Annotated in this window: 19 protein-coding genes and 1 pseudogene; 14 read left to right on the top strand and 6 right to left on the bottom strand. The window is 71.5% G+C overall.

Going from position 1 to position 17530, the window contains the following annotated elements; translation table 11 throughout:
- Positions 1 to 45 precede the first annotated feature (45 nt).
- Entirely contained in the window at positions 46 to 1266 is a 1221-nt protein-coding gene (locus tag ACVHNB_RS37575; RefSeq protein WP_456226881.1) for an MFS transporter, read from the top strand.
- Between the two features lie 22 nt (positions 1267 to 1288).
- Here the strand turns inward: ACVHNB_RS37575 and ACVHNB_RS37570 are convergent, their stop codons facing one another.
- Both ACVHNB_RS37570 and ACVHNB_RS37565 read right to left on the bottom strand, forming a co-directional pair.
- Positions 1289 to 1603, bottom strand: coding sequence for an AzlD domain-containing protein (locus ACVHNB_RS37570; protein ID WP_428954130.1), 315 nt, complete (start codon positions 1601 to 1603; stop codon positions 1289 to 1291).
- Complete coding sequence (locus ACVHNB_RS37565; RefSeq protein WP_456226880.1) at positions 1600 to 2328, bottom strand: AzlC family ABC transporter permease; 729 nt, start codon at positions 2326 to 2328, stop codon at positions 1600 to 1602. Before ACVHNB_RS37565 ends, ACVHNB_RS37570 begins: the two co-directional genes overlap by 4 nt.
- An 83-nt stretch (positions 2329 to 2411) precedes the next feature.
- Between ACVHNB_RS37565 and ACVHNB_RS37560 the strand changes: the two genes are divergently transcribed.
- Complete coding sequence (locus ACVHNB_RS37560) at positions 2412 to 2984, top strand: helix-turn-helix domain-containing protein (RefSeq protein WP_456226879.1); 573 nt, start codon at positions 2412 to 2414, stop codon at positions 2982 to 2984.
- 139 nt (positions 2985 to 3123) lie between these two features.
- Here ACVHNB_RS37560 and ACVHNB_RS37555 read toward each other — a convergent pair whose 3' ends face one another.
- Positions 3124 to 3327, bottom strand: coding sequence for a cold-shock protein (locus ACVHNB_RS37555; RefSeq protein WP_003998944.1), 204 nt, complete (start codon positions 3325 to 3327; stop codon positions 3124 to 3126).
- Positions 3328 to 3598: 271 nt separating this feature from the next.
- Here ACVHNB_RS37555 and ACVHNB_RS37550 point away from each other — a divergent pair, with 271 nt between their 5' ends.
- From ACVHNB_RS37550 to ACVHNB_RS37510, 9 genes and pseudogenes are all read left to right on the top strand, one after another.
- The gene (locus ACVHNB_RS37550; protein WP_428954133.1) at positions 3599 to 4492 is read left to right on the top strand and encodes a menaquinone biosynthetic enzyme MqnA/MqnD family protein; all 894 of its coding nucleotides are present in this window, start codon (positions 3599 to 3601) and stop codon (positions 4490 to 4492) included.
- Between the two features lie 180 nt (positions 4493 to 4672).
- On the top strand, positions 4673 to 6304 hold the full coding sequence (locus tag ACVHNB_RS37545) for a serine/threonine-protein kinase (protein ID WP_428954134.1): 1632 nt from the start codon (positions 4673 to 4675) through the stop codon (positions 6302 to 6304).
- 106 nt (positions 6305 to 6410) lie between these two features.
- Complete coding sequence (locus tag ACVHNB_RS37540; RefSeq protein ID WP_428954135.1) at positions 6411 to 6839, top strand: hypothetical protein; 429 nt, start codon at positions 6411 to 6413, stop codon at positions 6837 to 6839.
- A gap of 11 nt (positions 6840 to 6850) precedes the next feature.
- Positions 6851 to 7528 (top strand): prepilin peptidase, encoded by a 678-nt coding sequence (locus tag ACVHNB_RS37535; RefSeq protein WP_456226878.1) that lies wholly within the window; start codon positions 6851 to 6853, stop codon positions 7526 to 7528.
- Positions 7529 to 7574: 46 nt separating this feature from the next.
- Complete coding sequence (gene mqnC / locus ACVHNB_RS37530; protein ID WP_428954137.1) at positions 7575 to 8774, top strand: cyclic dehypoxanthinyl futalosine synthase; 1200 nt, start codon at positions 7575 to 7577, stop codon at positions 8772 to 8774.
- 7 nt (positions 8775 to 8781) lie between these two features.
- Entirely contained in the window at positions 8782 to 9375 is a 594-nt protein-coding gene (locus ACVHNB_RS37525; protein ID WP_428954138.1) for an imidazolonepropionase-like domain-containing protein, read from the top strand.
- Between the two features lie 210 nt (positions 9376 to 9585).
- The gene (locus tag ACVHNB_RS37520; protein WP_428954139.1) at positions 9586 to 10275 is read left to right on the top strand and encodes a demethylmenaquinone methyltransferase; all 690 of its coding nucleotides are present in this window, start codon (positions 9586 to 9588) and stop codon (positions 10273 to 10275) included.
- A 125-nt stretch (positions 10276 to 10400) separates the two neighbouring features.
- Positions 10401 to 10445 (top strand): annotated as a pseudogene (locus ACVHNB_RS37515) (hypothetical protein); the annotation flags it as partial.
- Between the two features lie 12 nt (positions 10446 to 10457).
- A complete protein-coding gene (locus ACVHNB_RS37510) occupies positions 10458 to 12764 on the top strand; it encodes a zinc ribbon domain-containing protein (RefSeq protein WP_456229014.1) in 2307 nt (768 codons plus the stop codon).
- Here ACVHNB_RS37510 and ACVHNB_RS37505 read toward each other — a convergent pair.
- Both ACVHNB_RS37505 and ACVHNB_RS37500 read right to left on the bottom strand, forming a co-directional pair.
- Entirely contained in the window at positions 12748 to 13092 is a 345-nt protein-coding gene (locus tag ACVHNB_RS37505) for a PASTA domain-containing protein (protein WP_428954141.1), read from the bottom strand. The two genes, ACVHNB_RS37510 and ACVHNB_RS37505, sit on opposite strands and share 17 nt — an antisense overlap.
- Positions 13093 to 13200: 108 nt before the next feature.
- Positions 13201 to 13710 (bottom strand): GNAT family N-acetyltransferase, encoded by a 510-nt coding sequence (locus ACVHNB_RS37500; protein ID WP_428954142.1) that lies wholly within the window; start codon positions 13708 to 13710, stop codon positions 13201 to 13203.
- 97 nt (positions 13711 to 13807) lie between these two features.
- On the opposite strand from ACVHNB_RS37500, the gene ACVHNB_RS37495 reads away from it, so the two are divergent.
- Together ACVHNB_RS37495 and ACVHNB_RS37490 are read left to right on the top strand one after the other, a co-directional pair.
- On the top strand, positions 13808 to 15100 hold the full coding sequence (locus tag ACVHNB_RS37495) for a geranylgeranyl reductase family protein (RefSeq protein WP_428954143.1): 1293 nt from the start codon (positions 13808 to 13810) through the stop codon (positions 15098 to 15100).
- Between the two features lie 85 nt (positions 15101 to 15185).
- Entirely contained in the window at positions 15186 to 15512 is a 327-nt protein-coding gene (locus ACVHNB_RS37490; protein WP_428954144.1) for a putative quinol monooxygenase, read from the top strand.
- A 146-nt stretch (positions 15513 to 15658) separates the two neighbouring features.
- Here the strand turns inward: ACVHNB_RS37490 and ACVHNB_RS37485 are convergent, their stop codons facing one another.
- Positions 15659 to 16468, bottom strand: a complete 810-nt coding sequence (locus tag ACVHNB_RS37485) for a C40 family peptidase (RefSeq protein ID WP_428954145.1) — start codon at positions 16466 to 16468, stop codon at positions 15659 to 15661.
- Positions 16469 to 17150: 682 nt separating this feature from the next.
- On the opposite strand from ACVHNB_RS37485, the gene ACVHNB_RS37480 reads away from it, so the two are divergent.
- Positions 17151 to 17510 carry an NADH-quinone oxidoreductase subunit A gene (locus ACVHNB_RS37480; RefSeq protein ID WP_007383963.1) on the top strand — a complete coding sequence of 120 codons (360 nt, stop codon included), beginning with the start codon at positions 17151 to 17153 and terminating at the stop codon, positions 17508 to 17510.
- Positions 17511 to 17530 lie beyond the last annotated feature (20 nt).

Genomic DNA, 17530 nt, shown 5'->3' with positions numbered 1-17530 from the left:
TAAATGGCCTACTTCCACTGGGCCATTCAGGCCTACCTTCGACCCATGCCCAGCAGATCGCACGTCCGAGCCCTCGCTGCCGCCCAGCTCGCCAACTCCGTCGGGGACGGCGCCTATTACGTGACGTCCGCGCTCTACTTCACCCGCGTCGTCGGCCTCTCCGCCACCCAGATCGGCCTCGCCCTCACCCTGGCATGGGCGGTCGGCGCCGTCGCCGGAGTGCCGCTCGGCGCGCTCGCGGACCGGCGCGGCCCGCGCGGCGCCTCCGTCCTGCTGGCCCTGGCCACGGCCGCGGCGGTGCTGTCCTTCCTGGTGATCCGCTCGTACCCGGCGTTCCTGCTCGCGGTCGTCGCGTACGCCGTCGCGCAGTGCGGGCTCGCCGCGGCCCGGCAGGCGCTGCTCGCGGGCCTCGTCGAGCCGGACGAGCGCACCGGCGTCCTGGCACGGCTGCAGTCGACGCTCAACGCGGGCCTGGCGGTCGGGGCGGGCGTCGGCGGCCTGGCCCTGCAGCACGACACCCCCGTCGGCTATCTCGCGGTGTTCGCGCTCGACGGCGCAGGGTTCGCCGTCTGCGCGCTGGTCCTCGGCCGGCTGCCCGCCGTCCCACCGGTCCCGGCGCCCGCCGCGAGCGAGCCGCGCCTCGCGGTGCTGCGCGACCGGCCCTATGCCGCCGTGACGCTGCTCAACGCCGTTCTCCTGCTGCGCATGCCGCTGCTCTCGCTCGCCGTGCCGCTGTGGATCGTGGCGCACACGGCCGCCCCGGGCTGGCTGGTGTCGGCGCTGTTCGTGCTCAACACCCTTGGTGTGACGGCGTTCCAGGTCCGGATGGCGCGGGGCGTCGGCGCCGACGGGGTGCGTTCCGCGACCCGGGCCGTGCGCCGCTCCGGAGCGGTGATGCTGGCGTCGTGCGCGGTGTTCGCCGCCTCGGCCGCGGGCGGCCTGGGTCCGTGGGGCGCGGCGGCCGCCTTGGTCCTCGCCTCGGTCCTCCAACTCGTGGGCGAGATGCAGCAGTCGGCCGGTTCCTGGCACCTGGCGTTCGCGCTGGCCCCGGCCGGCCGGGTCGGCCAGTACCAGGGCTTCTTCGGCACGGGTGTCCCGCTCGCCCGCACCGTCGGCCCCCTCGTCCTGACGGCGCTCCTGGTGACGTGGGGCGTGCCCGGATGGCTGGTGCTCGGGGCGGTGTTCCTGGCGGCGGGCGCGGCGATGGGCCCGGCGGCGCGGTGGGCCGAGCGCGGCCGGACGGACGCGGCGGTGCCGGTCCTGTGACGTACACGCTCCGCGGCAGGTCCTAGGGCAGTCCCGCCAGCCGCAGCAGTCCCGTCACCGCGGCCGCGGCCACGACCACCACGGCGAAGGGTGCCCGCCGCCACGCGAGCACCCCGCCGACCAGCACACCGGCGGGACGGGCCCACCCGGCGAACCCGTGACCCGCCGTCAGGGCCCCGGTGGCGAGCAGCGCGACCAGCAGGACCGTGGCGCCGGTGGTCAGCAACTCGCGTACGGACGGGGGAAGTTCGATCCGCCCCTGGAGTGCGGGGCCGGCCAGCCGGAAGACGTAGGTTCCGGCGGCGAGGGCGAGGACGGCGATGAGCTGAGGGTTCACGCGGGCCTCCGGAGCCGGACCAGCAGCCCGCCGAGCGCGAGCAGCACGGGCACACCGGCGGGCAGGAAAGGAGTGGCGGCGACCGCGACGACGGCCCCGGCCGCGGCGGACCGTCGCACCCCGCGCTCCTCCCGCAGCGCGGGCAGCACCAGGGCGAGCAGCACCGCGGGGAAGGCGGCGTCGAGCCCGAACCGGTCGGTGTCCCCGAGCGCGGAACCGGCGAGGGCCCCTACGAGCACGCTCGCGTTCCAGGCCGCGAACAGGCCGACGCCCGATATCCAGAAGGCGGTCCGGCGCCGCGCCGGATCGCTCTGGGCGAGGACGAACGCCGCCGTCTCGTCGGTCACGAGATGCGCGCCCAGCAGCCGCGCGGGCCAGGAGCGGCCGAGCGCGTCGGCGACGGCGAGACTGAAGGCGGCGGTACGGGTGTTGAGGAGCAGGCCGGTCGCGGCCGCGGCGACGGGTCCGCCCCCCGCGGCGAACACCCCCACGGCACTGAACTGCGCCGATCCCGCGAAGACGAGCAGCGACATCACCACCGGAAGCCACACGGGCAGCCCGCTCGCGACGGCGACGGCCCCGAACGAGACACCGACGACGGCGTCGGCGAGGCAGACGAGGGCGATGTCCCGGAGCAGGCCACGGTCCAGCGCACCCGACCAGGCCGGCCGGCCCGCACGGCTCGTTCGGCCTGTCAGGCTTACTGTTCGGTGTAGCGAACGCATGAGAGTGAGCATGCGCGGACGGCTGGGCGTTCGTCAAGTCGAACGATAGGGTCGCCACAGCGAACGAAAGGACTGGAGAGGTCATGCCGAAACCGGACGCGTCAGGGGGCGGCCTGCCGCTCGACCGGATCGCCGCCGCGCTGCGCCGTGAACGCACCCGCGCCGGCCTCTCCCTCTCCGAGCTGGCCAAACGGGCGGGCATCGCCAAGTCCACGCTGTCCCAACTGGAAGCGGCGAACGGCAAGCCCAGCGTGGAGACGCTCTGGGCGCTCGGGGTCGCCCTGGACGTCCCCTTCAGCGCGCTCGTAGACCCGGCCGCGCCGGCGGTCCAGGTGATCCGGGCCGGCCAGGGCCCGGCGGTTCCCTCCGAGCGGGCCGACTACGCCGCCACCCTGCTCTCCGCGAGCCCGCCCGGGGCTCGCCGCGACATCTACCACGTGGCCGTCGAGCCGGGCTCCGTACGCGAGTCCGAGCCGCACATGCCCGGCACCGTCGAGCACATCGTCGTCGGCACCGGACGCCTGCGCGCGGGCCCCCGCGACACACCGGTCGAACTCGCCCCCGGTGACTACCTCGCCTACCGCGGCGACCTGCCGCACGTCTGTGAAGCCCTGGAGCCGGGCACCACCTGCGTCCTGGTGATGCAGCACTCCTGAGCCCGGCCTTCGAGGGTCCGTACGCAAAGGCAGGAGCCCCGTCTCACCCGGTCGACGAAGTCGGCGGGGAGCGGGGCTCCTTGGGTACTGCTCTAGGTTCCGGATCAGATCACGGCACGTGCCGTGCGATCGCGAACGATCAGACGGGGGTGACGTTCTCCGCCTGCGGACCCTTCGGGCCCTGCGTGACGTCGAAGCTGACGGCCTGGTTCTCCTCGAGGGAGCGGAAGCCGCTAGCGTTGATCGCGGAGTAGTGGACGAAGACGTCCGGGCCGCCGCCTTCCTGGGCGATGAAGCCAAAGCCCTTTTCAGCGTTGAACCACTTCACGGTTCCGGTAGCCATAAGCCCTCCTATGGGCCAAAGGGTCGCCCTGCTCCAGAACCTGCAAATGCGCTTGCGAACAACTGCAAAAGTCTGAAAACGACGAGAGCCCGCGGTCACATGCTCCGCAGGCTCTGTACTGCAAGGGAAACCAAACTGCAACTTGCGGCGAGCCTAGCACGTAGGCAGCCGAATGCAATAGAGGGCAAGATCACGTCACCCGGAGGTTTGACGGAGGCCTGAGACGGGTTGACCGGCGCCCCGCGCCGACCCGGAGCATGCACCGTACCTCATGGGGTCTAGCCTCGCCGATGTGGACAATTCTCCCGAGATCTCTCAGGCCGCGCGGCGCACCCGGCCGCGCGTAGGCCACATCCAGTTCCTGAACTGCATGCCCCTCTACTGGGGCCTCGCCAGGACGGGATCGCTCCTCGACTTCGAGCTCACGAAGGACACCCCGGAGAAGCTCAGTGAGCAGCTGGTGCAGGGCGACCTGGACATCGGTCCGATCACCCTGGTCGAGTTCCTGAAGGCCGCCGACCAGCTGGTCGCCTTCCCCGATCTGGCCGTCGGCTGCGACGGCCCCGTGATGTCCTGCGTGATCGTGTCGCAGGTGCCCCTCGACCGGCTCGACGGGCGGCGGGTGGCGCTCGGTTCCACGTCGCGTACGTCGGTCAGGCTCGCCCAGCTGCTGCTGGCCGAGCGCGTGGGCGTACAGCCGGACTACTACACCTGCCCGCCCGACCTCGGTCTGATGATGCAGGACGCGGAGGCCGCCGTGCTCATCGGCGACGCGGCGCTGCGGGCCAACCTGCACGACGCCCCGCGGCTCGGGCTGCAGGTGCACGACCTGGGCGCCATGTGGAAGGAGTGGACGGGGCTGCCGTTCGTCTTCGCCGTGTGGGCCGCGCGCAAGGACTACGCCGCGCGGGAGCCGGCCATCACCCGCCAGGTCCACGAGGCGTTCCTGGCGTCGCGGGACGTGTCGCTGGAAGAGGTCACCAAGGTCGCCGAGCAGGCGGCCCGCTGGGAGGTCTTCGACGAGAACGTTCTGGAGGAGTACTTCACGACGCTCGACTTCCGGTTCGGTTCGGCGCAGCTGGAAGGCGTCACGGAGTTCGCGCGACGGGTCGGTCCGACCACCGGATTTCCCGCCGACGTGGCCGTGGAACTCCTCGCACGCTGATCCCTTTGCCGGAATCGCACGGAATTCGGCTGTGCGTGCGCGAGGGAATTCCCATGAACGCGCTTGCCGAATTCCGTGGGTCCGGCATGAAATCAAGGTGAACACGCGACATTCATGCCGCGGGACTACCCTGCTGGGGCACGTGCGTGGTGTGGGGAGAGCTCGGGGGAGGTCCACGGGATGCAGCCGCTTGAGGCCGACGAACCGACGACGGTGGGTCCCTACCGGCTGCTCGGCCGGCTCGGGCACGGGGGCATGGGCCGGGTGTACCTGGGCCGCAGCGCCGGCGGGCGGACCGTCGCCGTCAAGGTGGTGCATCCCCACTTCGCGCTCGACGAGGAGTTCCGGGCGCGGTTCCGGCGCGAGGTGGAGGCGGCCCGCCGGGTCGGCGGGGCGTGGACCGCGCCGGTGCTCGACGCAGACCCGACGGCGCGGGTGCCGTGGGTGGCGACGGGGTATGTCGCGGGGCCCTCGCTCGCGCAGGCCGCCGGTGCCGGTACGGCGCTGCCCGAGCACTCCGTACGGGTGCTGGGCGCGGGCCTCGCGGAAGCGCTGGCGGCGGTGCACGGCCTGGGGCTCGTGCACCGGGACGTGAAGCCCTCCAACGTGCTGCTGACCGTGGACGGACCGCGGCTCATCGATTTCGGCATCGCCCGCGCCACCGACGGCACGGCCTCGCTCACGTCGACCGGCGTCTCCATCGGCTCGCCCGGCTACATGGCGCCGGAGCAGATCCTCGGCAAGGGCGTCACGGGCGCCGCGGACGTCTTCTCGCTCGGCGCGGTGCTCGCGTACGCGGCGACGGGGGAGTCCCCCTTCCCCGGCGACTCGTCGGCCGCGCTCCTCTACAAGGTCGTCCACGAGGAGCCCGAACTGGACGGACTGTCGGGTGAGTTGCGGGACATTGTCGCCGCCTGCCTGGCGAAGGAGGCGTCCGCTCGACCCGCCCCCGAGGAAGTTGCCCGGCGTTTGGCCCCCGAGGGCGCGTCCCGCCTGGTCGCGGCGGGCTGGCTGCCGGGGGCACTGGTCGAGCAGGTCTCGCGCAGCGCTGTGCAACTCCTGGACCTGGAGGGCGCCACTCCCGCCACCGGCCCGGTCGGCTTCAGCAGCCCGGCGGTCACGGGCGGCGGCGCCCCGGGCGTCTTCGGACCGCCCGACCCGTCATACGCCTCCGCCGTACCGCAGCCGCGCACCGAGCCCACCACGGAGGACGCCAGGCCGGGCCGGCTGTCGCTGTCGGTGATGGCGGCGTCGACCCCGGCGACCGAGAACGGCCGCGGCCGCAAGGTGAGTTGCTCGGTCGCACTGGCCGTGGCCGGAGCGTTCGCGGTGGTCGCGCTGGGCGGGGCGATCGTGGTGAACATGCTGCCGGACTCCGGGAGCGACGATCGGAGCGGCCATGCGGCCGGGGCGCGGCCGACCGTATCGGCTTCGGCTTCGGACTCGGGTGCCGGCGCCGTGCCGACGTTCTACGTGGGTTCCTGGCAGGGGCAGGGCACGGTGGAGAGCCTTGGTCAGCCTCTGCCGGGAGGTACCTTCGACATCGTCATCCATCAGGCCTCGCCGGGGGAGGCCGTCGGGACGGTGACACAGACGGACGCTCTCGGTGGCGTCTGCGTCGACGTGCTCACTCTGAAATCGGTGACCGACAAGGAACTCACGGCTGTCGGCCGCGGCAAGAAGGGGAACGAGGGGCAGTGCATTCAGTCCCCTCACCCCGTACATCTGCGCCCGGACGGCAAGGCGCTCCGGTTCACTTCGGACGACCCCAAGGCCGGCAGCCCGAAGGCCCGGCTGAGCCGGACGGACTGAGCGGCAAGTTCCCTCAACCGAACACGCTAGTGATTGAACGTCTCTAGGATCACCCCTCGTCGGGCCTCTGGAGAGGTCTGAGGTGACCTGACGTGAGGGGGATGTCATGAGAGCGGTTCGTGTCGCGATCGTGGGGGCGGCGGCCGTGGTGAGCGCGGTCGGACTGGGGGTCGCACCGGCTGGGGCCGCAACCGCGGTCAAGTCGTGTACGACGTCCGACGGCGGGGCGGTGGGGGTATTGGCAGCCCCCTCCTTCACCGGCAAGACGTCGATGAACACGACGTTCGGAGTCAAGGACGCCGACAAGGACGGCGCCTGGGTCCGTGTGCGCATCAACATCACCACCGGCACGGGAGCCAGCTACAACTACTCCTGGCACGAGAACCACGACGGGTACAACTCGTCGAAGACCTGGACGCCGTCGGCCTCGCACACCAACGGCATCGTGAGTGCCAGGGTTCAGGTGGACAACGTCCTGGGATCGAGCGTGCAGGCCACCTGTTACAGCGGCAAGTTCTACAACCCGTACTACTAGTGACAGCCGCCATGGACGGGTCACTGGCCGCGATCGCCGCCCTGTGGGGCGCCGCCGCCGGGGCCCTGCTGCCGCGCCCCGCATACCGTCTCTCCGTCGAGCCGGAGCAGCCGTGGCGCGCGGCCCGGGGCTGGCTGGGGGCTCGGCCGGGTCCCTCCGCCCCGGTGCTCGGCGCCGTCACCGCCGGGGCCTGCGCCCTGCTCGCCGCGGCCACCGGGACCCGGCCCGAGCTCGGCGCCTGGCTGCTGCTCGCGCCGCTGTGCGTGCTGCTCGGCACCGTCGACTTCGCCGTGCACCGGCTGCCGGACGTGCTCACCTTCCCGCTGGCCGGGCTCGCCGTGGCCGCGCTCGGCGGCGCCGCGCTGCTGCCGGACCCGGGCGGGTCGTGGCGTGGCTCACTGCTCGGAGCCGCCGGCCTGGGCGGCGGATACCTGCTGCTCCTGCTGATCCATCCGAAGGGCATGGGGTTCGGGGACGTGAAGCTGGCGCTCGGGCTCGGGGCGGCGCTCGGCTGGTACGGGTGGGGCGCGCTGTTCCTCGGGGCGTTCGCGGGTGTGCTGCTGAACGGGCTGTACGCCACCGTCCTGGTCCTGACCCGGCGTGCGGGGCGCAGGACCGAGATCCCGTTCGGGCCGTTCATGATCGTGGGGGCGTTCGCGGGGGTTCTGCTGGGGGCCACGGCGGCCTGACGTACGCTGAGAATTCAGCTCTACACCTCTGAAAGGGGCACGCCCGGTGACCGAGAAGGCCGCACTGCAGTCCGTCCTCGACCGTGCCGCCGCCGGTGGGCGCATCACCCCGGAAGAGGCCGTCGAGCTGTACCGGGACGCCCCGCTGCACGCGCTCGGCGCCGCCGCCGACGCGATCCGCCGCCGCAAGTACGCCGGGATCGAGCACATCGCGACGTACATCATCGAGCGGAACATCAACTACACGAACGTGTGCGTCACGGCGTGCAAGTTCTGCGCCTTCTACGCGGCCCCGAAGGACACCAAGAAGGGCTGGTCCCGCGACCTCGACGACATCCTGCGCCGCTGCGCGGAGACGATCGAGCTGGGCGGCACCCAGATCATGTTCCAGGGCGGACACCACCCGGACTACGGCGTGGAGTACTACGAGGAGCACTTCTCCGCGATCAAGAAGGCGTACCCCGAGCTGGTCATCCACAGCCTGGGCGCCTCCGAGGTCGAGCACATGGCCCGTATCTCGAAGGTGTCGGTCGAGGAGGCGATCCAGCGGATCCACACCGCCGGGCTCGACTCCTTCGCCGGTGCCGGTGCCGAGCTGCTCCCGGAGCGTCCGCGCAAGGCCATCGCCCCGCTGAAGGAGTCCGGCGAGCGCTGGCTGGAGATCATGGAGGCCGCCCACAACCTGGGCGTCGAGTCGACCTCCACCATGCTCATGGGCACCGGCGAGACGAACGCCGAGCGCATCGAGCACCTGCGCATGATCCGCGACGTACAGGACCGGACGGGCGGCTTCCGGGCCTTCATCCCGTACACGTACCAGCCGGAGAACAACCACCTCAAGGGCCGCACGCAGGCCACGCTCTTCGAGTACCTGCGGATGATCGCGATCGCCCGGATCTTCCTGGACAACGTCCAGCACATCCAGGGTTCGTGGCTGACGACCGGCAAGGAGGTCGGCCAGCTGTCGCTCCACTACGGCGCCGACGACCTCGGCTCGATCATGCTGGAGGAGAACGTCGTCTCCTCGGCCGGTGCCAAGCACCGCTCGAACCGCATGGAGATCATCGAGCTGATCCGCAAGGCCGGCCGCGTCCCCGCCCAGCGCGCCACGACGTACGAGCACCTCGTCGTGCACGACGACCCGGCGAACGACCCGGTCGACGAGCGCGTCATGTCGCACATCTCGTCCACCGCGATCGACGGCGGCACGGCCCACCCCGAGCTCAAGCTCGTGGCCACCAACTGAGCCTGCGTTGCTGACACTTCACACCGTCGCCGACGGCTCGTCCGTCCTCGTCGAGGGCGAACTGGTCAAGGCGCTCGGCCCGTACGAGGAGCTGGCCGCCGCACATCCGCAGGCGCGGGTGCGGCGCTGGCCCGGCATCCTCACGCCGGGGCTGCTCAACCCGTACGGTCCGGAGATCCTGGAGCACACGTACCACCCCGATCCGCGCGAGGCCGACACGTACGGCTCCGCCCCGATCGGCGGGGAGCGCGCCCGGGAGATCTTCCGGGCGGACCCCGCGCTGCTCGGGCCCAGCGCGCGGCGCGGTGTGCAGCGGCTGTTCGCGCACGGCACGGTGGCCCTCGCCGGGGAGCTGCGGGCCAAGCCGGTCCTGGAGGTGGCGCAGCGCTCGGGCCTGGTCTTCGCCGCCCGCCCGGACGGTCTCCCCGGCCCCGTCTCCCTGTCCCCGAAGCCGCTGGTGCTCCTGCCCGCTCTCGCCGAGGGCGGCCCGGCCCGGTTCGCCGTGTTCGACGTGGAGGACCGCGCGGACCTGGTCCGGCGCGGCGCGTCCACCTGCGTGGCAACGGTGATCGGCGGACGCCTGGTGTACCGGGGACGCTGAGCGCCCCAGGGGCGCGGGGAACTGCGCGAAGCGGGCCCACCGGCTGTCAGTTCGCGACGATTCAGCGACCGGGCAGACGCAGCCGGTCTTCAACGGGCGCGGGGTACCGCACGACCGGCCCCACCGAACCCGCCCCCGGCGACGAGAGCGCCGCCGGCAGACGTATCCCGGTCACCCGGACCCGGGCCCCGCCCTGCCACAATGGGAGGCGTGACCCGCGCATCCTTGGACAAGCAGCCCCACGAAGTCGCCTCCATGTTCGACGACGTGGCGGAGAAGTACGACCTCACCAACGACGTGCTGTCCCTGGGACAGGCCCGGCTGTGGCGCAAGGAGGTCGCCAAGGCGGTCGACGCGCGCCCGGCGCAGAAGATCCTCGACCTCGCCGCCGGCACGGCCACGTCCTCGCAGCCGTTCGCGCAGGCCGGCGCCTACGTCGTGCCCTGCGACTTCTCCCTCGGCATGCTCCGGGTCGGCAAGCAGCGCCACCCGTGGATGCCGTTCACGGCGGGCGACGGCACGAAGCTGCCGTTCAAGGACGACACGTTCGACGCCGTGACGATCTCCTTCGGGCTGCGCAACATCCAGGACACCGACCAGGCGCTGCGCGAGCTGTACCGGGTCACCAAGCCGGGCGGCCGCGTCGTCATCTGCGAGTTCAGCCACCCGACGTGGGCCCCGTTCCGCACGGTCTACACCGAGTACCTGATGCGCGCGCTGCCGCCGGTGGCGCGGGCCGTCTCCTCGAACCCGGACGCCTACGTCTACCTCGCCGAGTCGATCCGCAGCTGGCCCACCCAGCCGGAGCTGGCCACCCGCCTCCAGGGCGCGGGCTGGCAGAAGGTGGCCTGGCGCGACCTCACCGGCGGCATCGTCGCGCTGCACCGCGGTATCAAGTAAGTCCCGTTCCCCGTATTGAAGTTGACGGGAACCACGCCACGGGAAAGATGAGTCCGTTGAGTACGTGGTGACACCCGGTGACGGTGCGTCACCCGGTCGTCCCCGGATCATCACGGAGCTTCCCGATGCCGTCGTTCTGCCCGCACTGTGGAGCCGAGGCTCCCGAAGAGGCCCGCTTCTGCATGAGATGCGGGCGTGAACGGACCGCGGCCGCAGCCCCGCCCGTCCCCGCCGCGCCACCCCCGCCGGCCACCGCCCCCGCCTCACCGCCGCCGCCCGCCTACGCCCCGGGCCCCGCTCAGCCCTCGGCCGCCGGGCAGTTCTTCGGACGCGCTCTGCGCGGCGACTGGGCCGGGGCGGCGCAGGCCGCGCTGTGGCCGGTCGGGCTGCTGCTGATCGCCGCGTTCGCCTTCGCCGTTCCGTCCTACGGGCAGGACTCCGACCGCGTCGTCGTCGGCTTCGCGGACCGGATGCGCATCGCGCTGGCCTCCCTGCTCCAGGGCCTCGGCGGCAGCCTGGAGATCTCCGGCGGCAGCTCCGGCGGATCGATGTACGGCGGCTACGACTCCGGCTCCTCCAGCACCGCGTCGCTCTCGGTGATCCCGCTCCTGGTGACCGTGGTGTGGATCGTGGCGCTCGTCATCGGCGTACGGATCCTGCGCACCCGCCTGAACGCGCGGACCGTGCCCGGTGCACAGAACGGCGCGGACGGCGCGGCCGCCGGCACCGCAGGGCTGGAGGCGGCCGTACGCGTCGCCCTGTTGGTGACCGGCGCGACGCTGGTGCTCGGGCTGATCGGGCAGCCGGACATCCAGGACGTCTCGCTGTCCACGGCGCCGTTCCTCACCGCGCTGTGGACGCTGCTGCTCGCGCTCGCCGTCGCCGGGGGCGTGCTGTACGGCGACGATCTGAAGCACCGGGTCGCCGCCGCGCGGCCCGGCGTGCGCATGACGGTGCGGGCCTTCGGCACGGCCGTGCGCGCCATGGGGTGGGTGCTGCTGATCGCCGCGGTCCTCGGCTGGATCGGGCTCGCGGTCTTCGGCGAGGACGGCGGCACCAGCCCGTCCGACGTCGCCGACTCCTCCGACTTCGACGGCTCGGCCGCGGCGGCGCTCGGCGCGATCCTGATGCTGCTGCCCAACCTCGCCCTCGCCGTGCTCGGCCTGTGCTGGGGCGCGCCGCTGCAGATCGAGGGCCGCGGTTCGTCGTCGTTCGGCAGCGGCGGATACGAGAAGGAGTCCTTCGGCCTGTCCCGGCTCGGCGACGAACTCGGCTCCGGGGCGCTCGTCTACGCCCTCGCCCTCGGGCTGGTCTGCGCCCTGGTCGTCGGCGTCCTCACCGCCCGCCGCTCGCTCGACCGGCGCGAGCAACTCCTGTCCGCGGGGCTCTTCTTCGGCCTCTTCCTGCTGCTCGCCGCAGTCGGCGGCGCCGGCGCGGAGTTCGCCGGGGACCTCGACTTTTTCGGCAGCGGAACGGGCCGGATCGAACTCGGCCTGAGCGTGCCGGACGCGCTGCTGTTCGGGCTGCTGTGGATCGGCGGCGCCGCGTTCCTCGTGCCGTACCTGATGCAGCTGTTCGGGGTCGGGACGGGGATCGTGCCCGCGCCGGTCCCGGCCCTGCCCGGCCAGGCACCGGTGTTCGGCCAGGCCCCGGCGGCGTACGGTCAGGCCCCCGTGTTCGACGCGGCGCCGCTGCCCACGATGCCGGGCCAGGCCCCGGCGGCGTACGGGCCGGGCGCCGTCCACCTCGGCCCGCTGCCGCCGGGCGCACCGGAGCCGAAGCGGCGCGTCGGCGTCTGGGTCGGCACCATCGTCGGCGCGTTCGTCATCGGGGGCGGCGCCGCGGCCGGTGTCCTGCTGCTCCAGGACGACGGCGACGGCTCGAAGGGCGGCAAGGACGACAAGCCGGTCGCGGCCCGGACCGAGGAGTCCCAGGGGCCGGCCGCCTCACCGGCACCCTCGCCGTCGTCCGCGACCTCCGACGCGGTGAGCGCGAGCCCGGACACCGCCGCGCCCACCGACCTGCCCGACGTGCCGAGCGGCTACCACCAGGTCTTCGACGAGAAGGGCTTCTCCTTCGTCATCCCGGACGTGTGGGACCGCGTCGGCGTCGCGAACGGCAGCCAGATCACGTACGCGGGCAGCACCGGCATGGAGAAGTACATCGTCGGCGTCATCCCGGACGCGGGCTACACCTCGCACGGCAACCTGCTCGCCATGGAGAAGCACCTCAAGGAGGACGGGAAGAAGACGGACTACCGGCGCATCCGTCTGGAGACGAACACCTTCCAGGGCGCGGAGGGCGCCCTGTGGGAGTACACGTACGAGAACGAGGCCGGGCAGACGATCCACGGCATCGACCAGTCGTACATCGCCGCCGACGGCACCGAGTACACGATCTTCCTGACCGGCAAGGAGGACGTCTGGCCCGACCTGGCGGACACCTACCGGGTCGGCCTCGACTCCTGGCGTCTCACGGACACGGACTGAACGGCTCGGCCGGTTCGTCCAGTTCACGGCGCATGCCACCGCCCCGCGGGCCCGGCTCGCGGGGCACGCGCACGCCCCCGCCGCCCTCGCCCTCACCCAGGTCGAACCAGATGGTGACCGCGGCGTCCCGGGGGACCTCCGCGCCGGGCAGCGGATACTGGCGCACCACGTAGTCGACGGTCGGGAGCGGGAAGTCGGGCCGGTCGGGAGTCGCGAGCCGCACACCGTGCTGCTCGGCCGCGCTGCGCGCGTCGACCGCCATCAGACCGACCAGCTTCGGCACCCGGACTTCCGGCGGCTTCTTGGGTGGTATGTGCACAGAGGTCACCCCCAGGAGGTACCGGAAGGGTAGCTCCGCGGGGCGCCGCGCGAAACGGCTCGTACCGACACCGACACCGACACCGCTCCGGCCGGCCGGCGCAGCTGCGGGTGACCGCTACAACTCCAGCCGGAAGCAGTGGCCCTGACGGCCGGTGGGCGTCACGAACGTCTCCGCCCGGGTCATGTCCAGACGGCGGGTCACCGCGATCGAACGCTCGTTGAGCGCGTCGACCATCGCGACGACGCTGCCGATCCCCGCGGCCCGCAGCCGGTCCAGGGTGGCGAGCGCGGCGGCCGTCGCATAGCCCCTGCCCCAGTACGCGCGGCCCAGCCGCCAGCCGATCTCGATCTCGCCGACGGGCCCCCAGGCGTGCCGCCAGGGCTGCGCGCCGGTGAACCCGATGACGTCGCCCTCCTCGTCGAGCAGCGACCACAGGCAGAAGCCGAGCTCCGCGTCGTGCATGCGCTGGCGGGCCGTCGCCTCGTGATGGACCGACAGCTCGGACGCCGCGGCCCGGCCGCCGAGGAACTCCATGACGTCCGGGTCGTCGAACACCCGGTGCCAGGCGAAGGCGTCCTCGTGAGTGGGGACGCGCAGATCCACGGCGGGCAGGACTCGACTCATGGGCTGGCCCTTCGGCTGGGTGATCGGTACCGCTGAATAGACTGCCCATGTCCGTGCCGCACGGCACACCCTTTTCGAGCCTTGGGGAGAACCCGCCGTGACCGAACCCAAGACCCTCTCCGAGTACAGCGCAGACGTGATCGTCGTCGGGGCCGGGCCGGCCGGTTCGACGACCGCCTACTACCTCGCCAAGGCGGGGCTCGACGTCCTGCTCCTGGAGAAGACCGCGTTCCCCCGTGAGAAGGTCTGCGGCGACGGCCTCACCCCGCGCGCCACCAAGCAGCTCGTCTCCATGGGCATCGACATCTCCGAGGAGGCGGGCTGGCTGCGCAACAAGGGCCTGCGCATCATCGGCGGCGGCGTCCGCCTCCAGCTGGACTGGCCCGACCTCGCCTCGTACCCGGACTACGGGCTGGTCCGCAAGCGCGACGACTTCGACGAGCAGCTCGCCCGCCAGGCCCAGAAGGCGGGCGCGCGGCTGTACGAGCAGTGCAACGTGGGCGCCCCGATCGTCGACGACCGCACCGGCCGCATCACCGGCGTGCACGCCAAGCTCGGCGACGAGAAGACCGCCGTCACCTTCCACGCCCCGCTCGTCGTCGCGGCCGACGGCAACTCCACGCGGCTGTCGCTGGCGATGGGCCTGCACCGGCGCGAGGACCGGCCGATGGGCGTCGCGGTGCGCACGTACTTCGAGTCGCCCCGCCACGACGACGACTACCTGGAGTCCTGGCTGGAGCTGTGGGACCGGCGCGGCCCCGGCGAGGACCGCCTGCTGCCCGGTTACGGCTGGATCTTCGGCATGGGCGACGGCACGTCCAACGTCGGCCTCGGCATCCTCAACTCCTCCAAGGCGTTCCGCGAGCTGGACTGGCGCGAGGTACTCAAGGCCTGGTGCGCGTCGATGCCGGAGGACTGGGGCTACACCCCGGAGAACATGACGACGCCGATCCGCGGCGCCGCCCTCCCCATGGCCTTCAACCGCCAGCCGCACTACACCAAGGGCCTGCTCCTGGTCGGTGACGCGGGCGGCCTGGTCAACCCGTTCAACGGCGAGGGCATCGCGTACGCCATGGAGTCCGGGCAGATCGCCGCCGACGTCATCGTGCAGGCCCACGCCCGCGCCACCGACGCCCAGCGCGAACTGGCCCTGCAGCGCTACCCGAAGGTGCTGAAGGACACGTACGGCGGCTACTACACGCTGGGCCGCGCCTTCGTGAAGGTGATCGGCAACCCGAAGGTCATGAAGATCGCGACGCAGCGGGGTCTGACCCATCCGGTCCTGATGAAGTTCACGCTGAAGATGCTCGCGAACCTGACGGACCCGACCGGCGGCGACGCGATGGACCGCATCATCAACGGGCTGACCAAGGTCGCGCCGAAGGCGTGAGCCCGGCGGGCGCGGGCGGCGGCGCGTATCGCCGCCCGCCAGGTCCGATTTGGCCGGGGCGCCCGGCCGCGGGCAGGGTGGAGCCATGATTTTCATCGCCGTGAAGTTCACCGCCCGCCCCGAGCACGCCGACTCCTGGCTGGAGAAGACCGCCGCGTTCACCGCCGCGACCCGCGCCGAGGAGGGCAACCTCTTCTTCGACTGGTCGCGCAGTGTCGAGGACCCGAACCAGTTCGTGCTGCTCGAAGGGTTCCGGGACGGCGACGCCGGCGCCGCGCACGTCGGGTCCGACCACTTCAAGGCCGGGCTCGCCGCCATGGCGCCGCTGATCGCCACCACCCCCGAGATCATCAACGCCGACATCCCGAACGAGGGCTGGGGCCCGATGGGGGAGCTCGCCCCGCAGGGCTGAGCTGTGATGCCCCTGTGACGCGCCTGCGGGCAACGTCGGCAGGGCCGCCTGACGCCGCGCGGACGACACACGAAGGCCGCCGCACCCCTCGGGGTGCGGCGGCCTTCGTGTGTCAGAAGAGGGAGACCCTCAGGCGTGCGGGGACGTCACAGGACGCGGACCGCGCCGCTCGCCGGGTAGCCGGACAGGTCCTGGATGACAACGCCCTTGGAGGGGTTGGCGGCGTCCAGGTACTGGCCGTTACCGATGTAGACGCCGACGTGGTACGCCGAGCCCGCGCCGCCCCAGTAGAGGATGTCGCCGACCTGGACGCTGGACAGGGAGACCGCGGTACCGGCGGTCGACTGGGCCTGCGAGGTGCGCGGCAGGTCCACGCCGGCCTGCTTGAACGCGGCCTGGACGAGGCCGGAGCAGTCCCAGGAGCTGGGGCCCGTGCCGCCCATCACGTACGCGTCGCCGAGCTGGGCCTTCAGGAAGCTGACCACGGCGCCGACGGAGCCGCTGGCCGGGGCGGCCGCGGTCGTGGAGGCGGTGGACAGCGTCGTGCGCTCGCTGGAGCGGGAGGCGGCCTGCGCGGCGGCCTCGCGCTCGGCCTTCGCCTTGGCGGCGGCCTCGGCCTTCTTCTTGGCCTCCGCCTTCTTCTCCGCCTTGACCTGGTCCTTCTTGGCCTGGTCGGCGGCCTTGGCGAAGGCCTCGTCACGCTCGGCCTGGAGCTGGTAGTTGGCCGCGGCCTGCTGGGTGGCGTCCGCGGACTGGGCGACCTGCGAGGACAGGTCGGTGGTGAGCGTGGGGAGCTCGATGGTCTGGGTGACCGGCTCGGCAGCGCTCGCCGCACCGGACGCACCAGCCACGGCGAGGGTGCTGAGGACGCCACCGGTAACTCCGGCGCGCAGGGCCATCTTCGAGGCGCTGCGGCGGGGCTTCCGGTGGCTGGGTATGTGAGCGGTGTGGGACATGAGAACAACCGGTATCAGGGCTTCACGGTTCCCATCAAGAAACGTGTGGTGCGCCACAGTTGTGTAGTCGTGGCGTGAATCCCGGGCGCGGCGGCCCTTATTGACGCCGTAAGGGGCAATCCGGACAACCTTGATCGAGGCTGTGATCACGGTGTTTCCGCAATACGCCCGAATTGCCCGACGCCTACCACTCGTTGACACCGTTGGCCAAGCCCGGTTTCCGGGACGTTACTTGACCCGTGACGCAGGTCACATCAACCCCCTAGGGGGAGCCGTCGCGTCCACATCCGTCCACACCGCTCCCCCTGATGTGTGAACAGGGTCCACTATCAGCCACCCGTGTCCAGCGCCAATTTGCTTGCGAAGTGCACCTCTTGATAGTGCGACGAGCCCTCTACCAGCGATGACGAGGCAAGTTGTCACCTCTGGTGATCACTCAGGTGCTTCGCGTGTGAAGATCACCGCTCATCCGACTTCATGATCCTTCGTCAGGTGGTGGAGATCACAAAGTAGTTGGCGTACCCCGTGTCGCAGATCACAGAGCACCGGGCATAGGATGCGGGGCAAGTTGGGCTTGTGACCTGCTTCACATGTAAGCGATCTTCGACCGTTTGCAGGGGGAGTGGGCCGCGAGCCCGTGCAACCGCCAGCAGTCAGCGCCGACTGAGAGGAGCGAGGAGCGGTGAACGCGTATGCGCCCATCCTCGTACTGGGAGCCCTCGGGGCAGGCTTTGCGATCTTCTCCGTGGTCATGGCCACGCTTATCGGTCCAAAGCGGTACAACCGGGCCAAGCTCGAAGCGTACGAGTGCGGCATCGAGCCGACCCCCACGCCGGCCGGCGGCGGGCGCTTCCCCATCAAGTACTACCTGACGGCGATGCTCTTCATCGTCTTCGACATCGAGATCGTCTTCCTCTACCCCTGGGCCGTCACGTTCGACGCCCTGGGGGTGTTCGGGCTCGTGGAGATGCTGCTCTTCGTGCTCACCGTCTTCGTCGCGTACGCGTACGTATGGCGGCGCGGCGGCCTGGAATGGGACTGAGCCCCGTATAGGGGAGACCG

Source organism: Streptomyces sp. YJ-C3, assembly GCF_053891275.1.
Note: the sequence above shows the minus strand (reverse complement) of the source record. Positions and strands in the feature narration are given on the sequence as shown.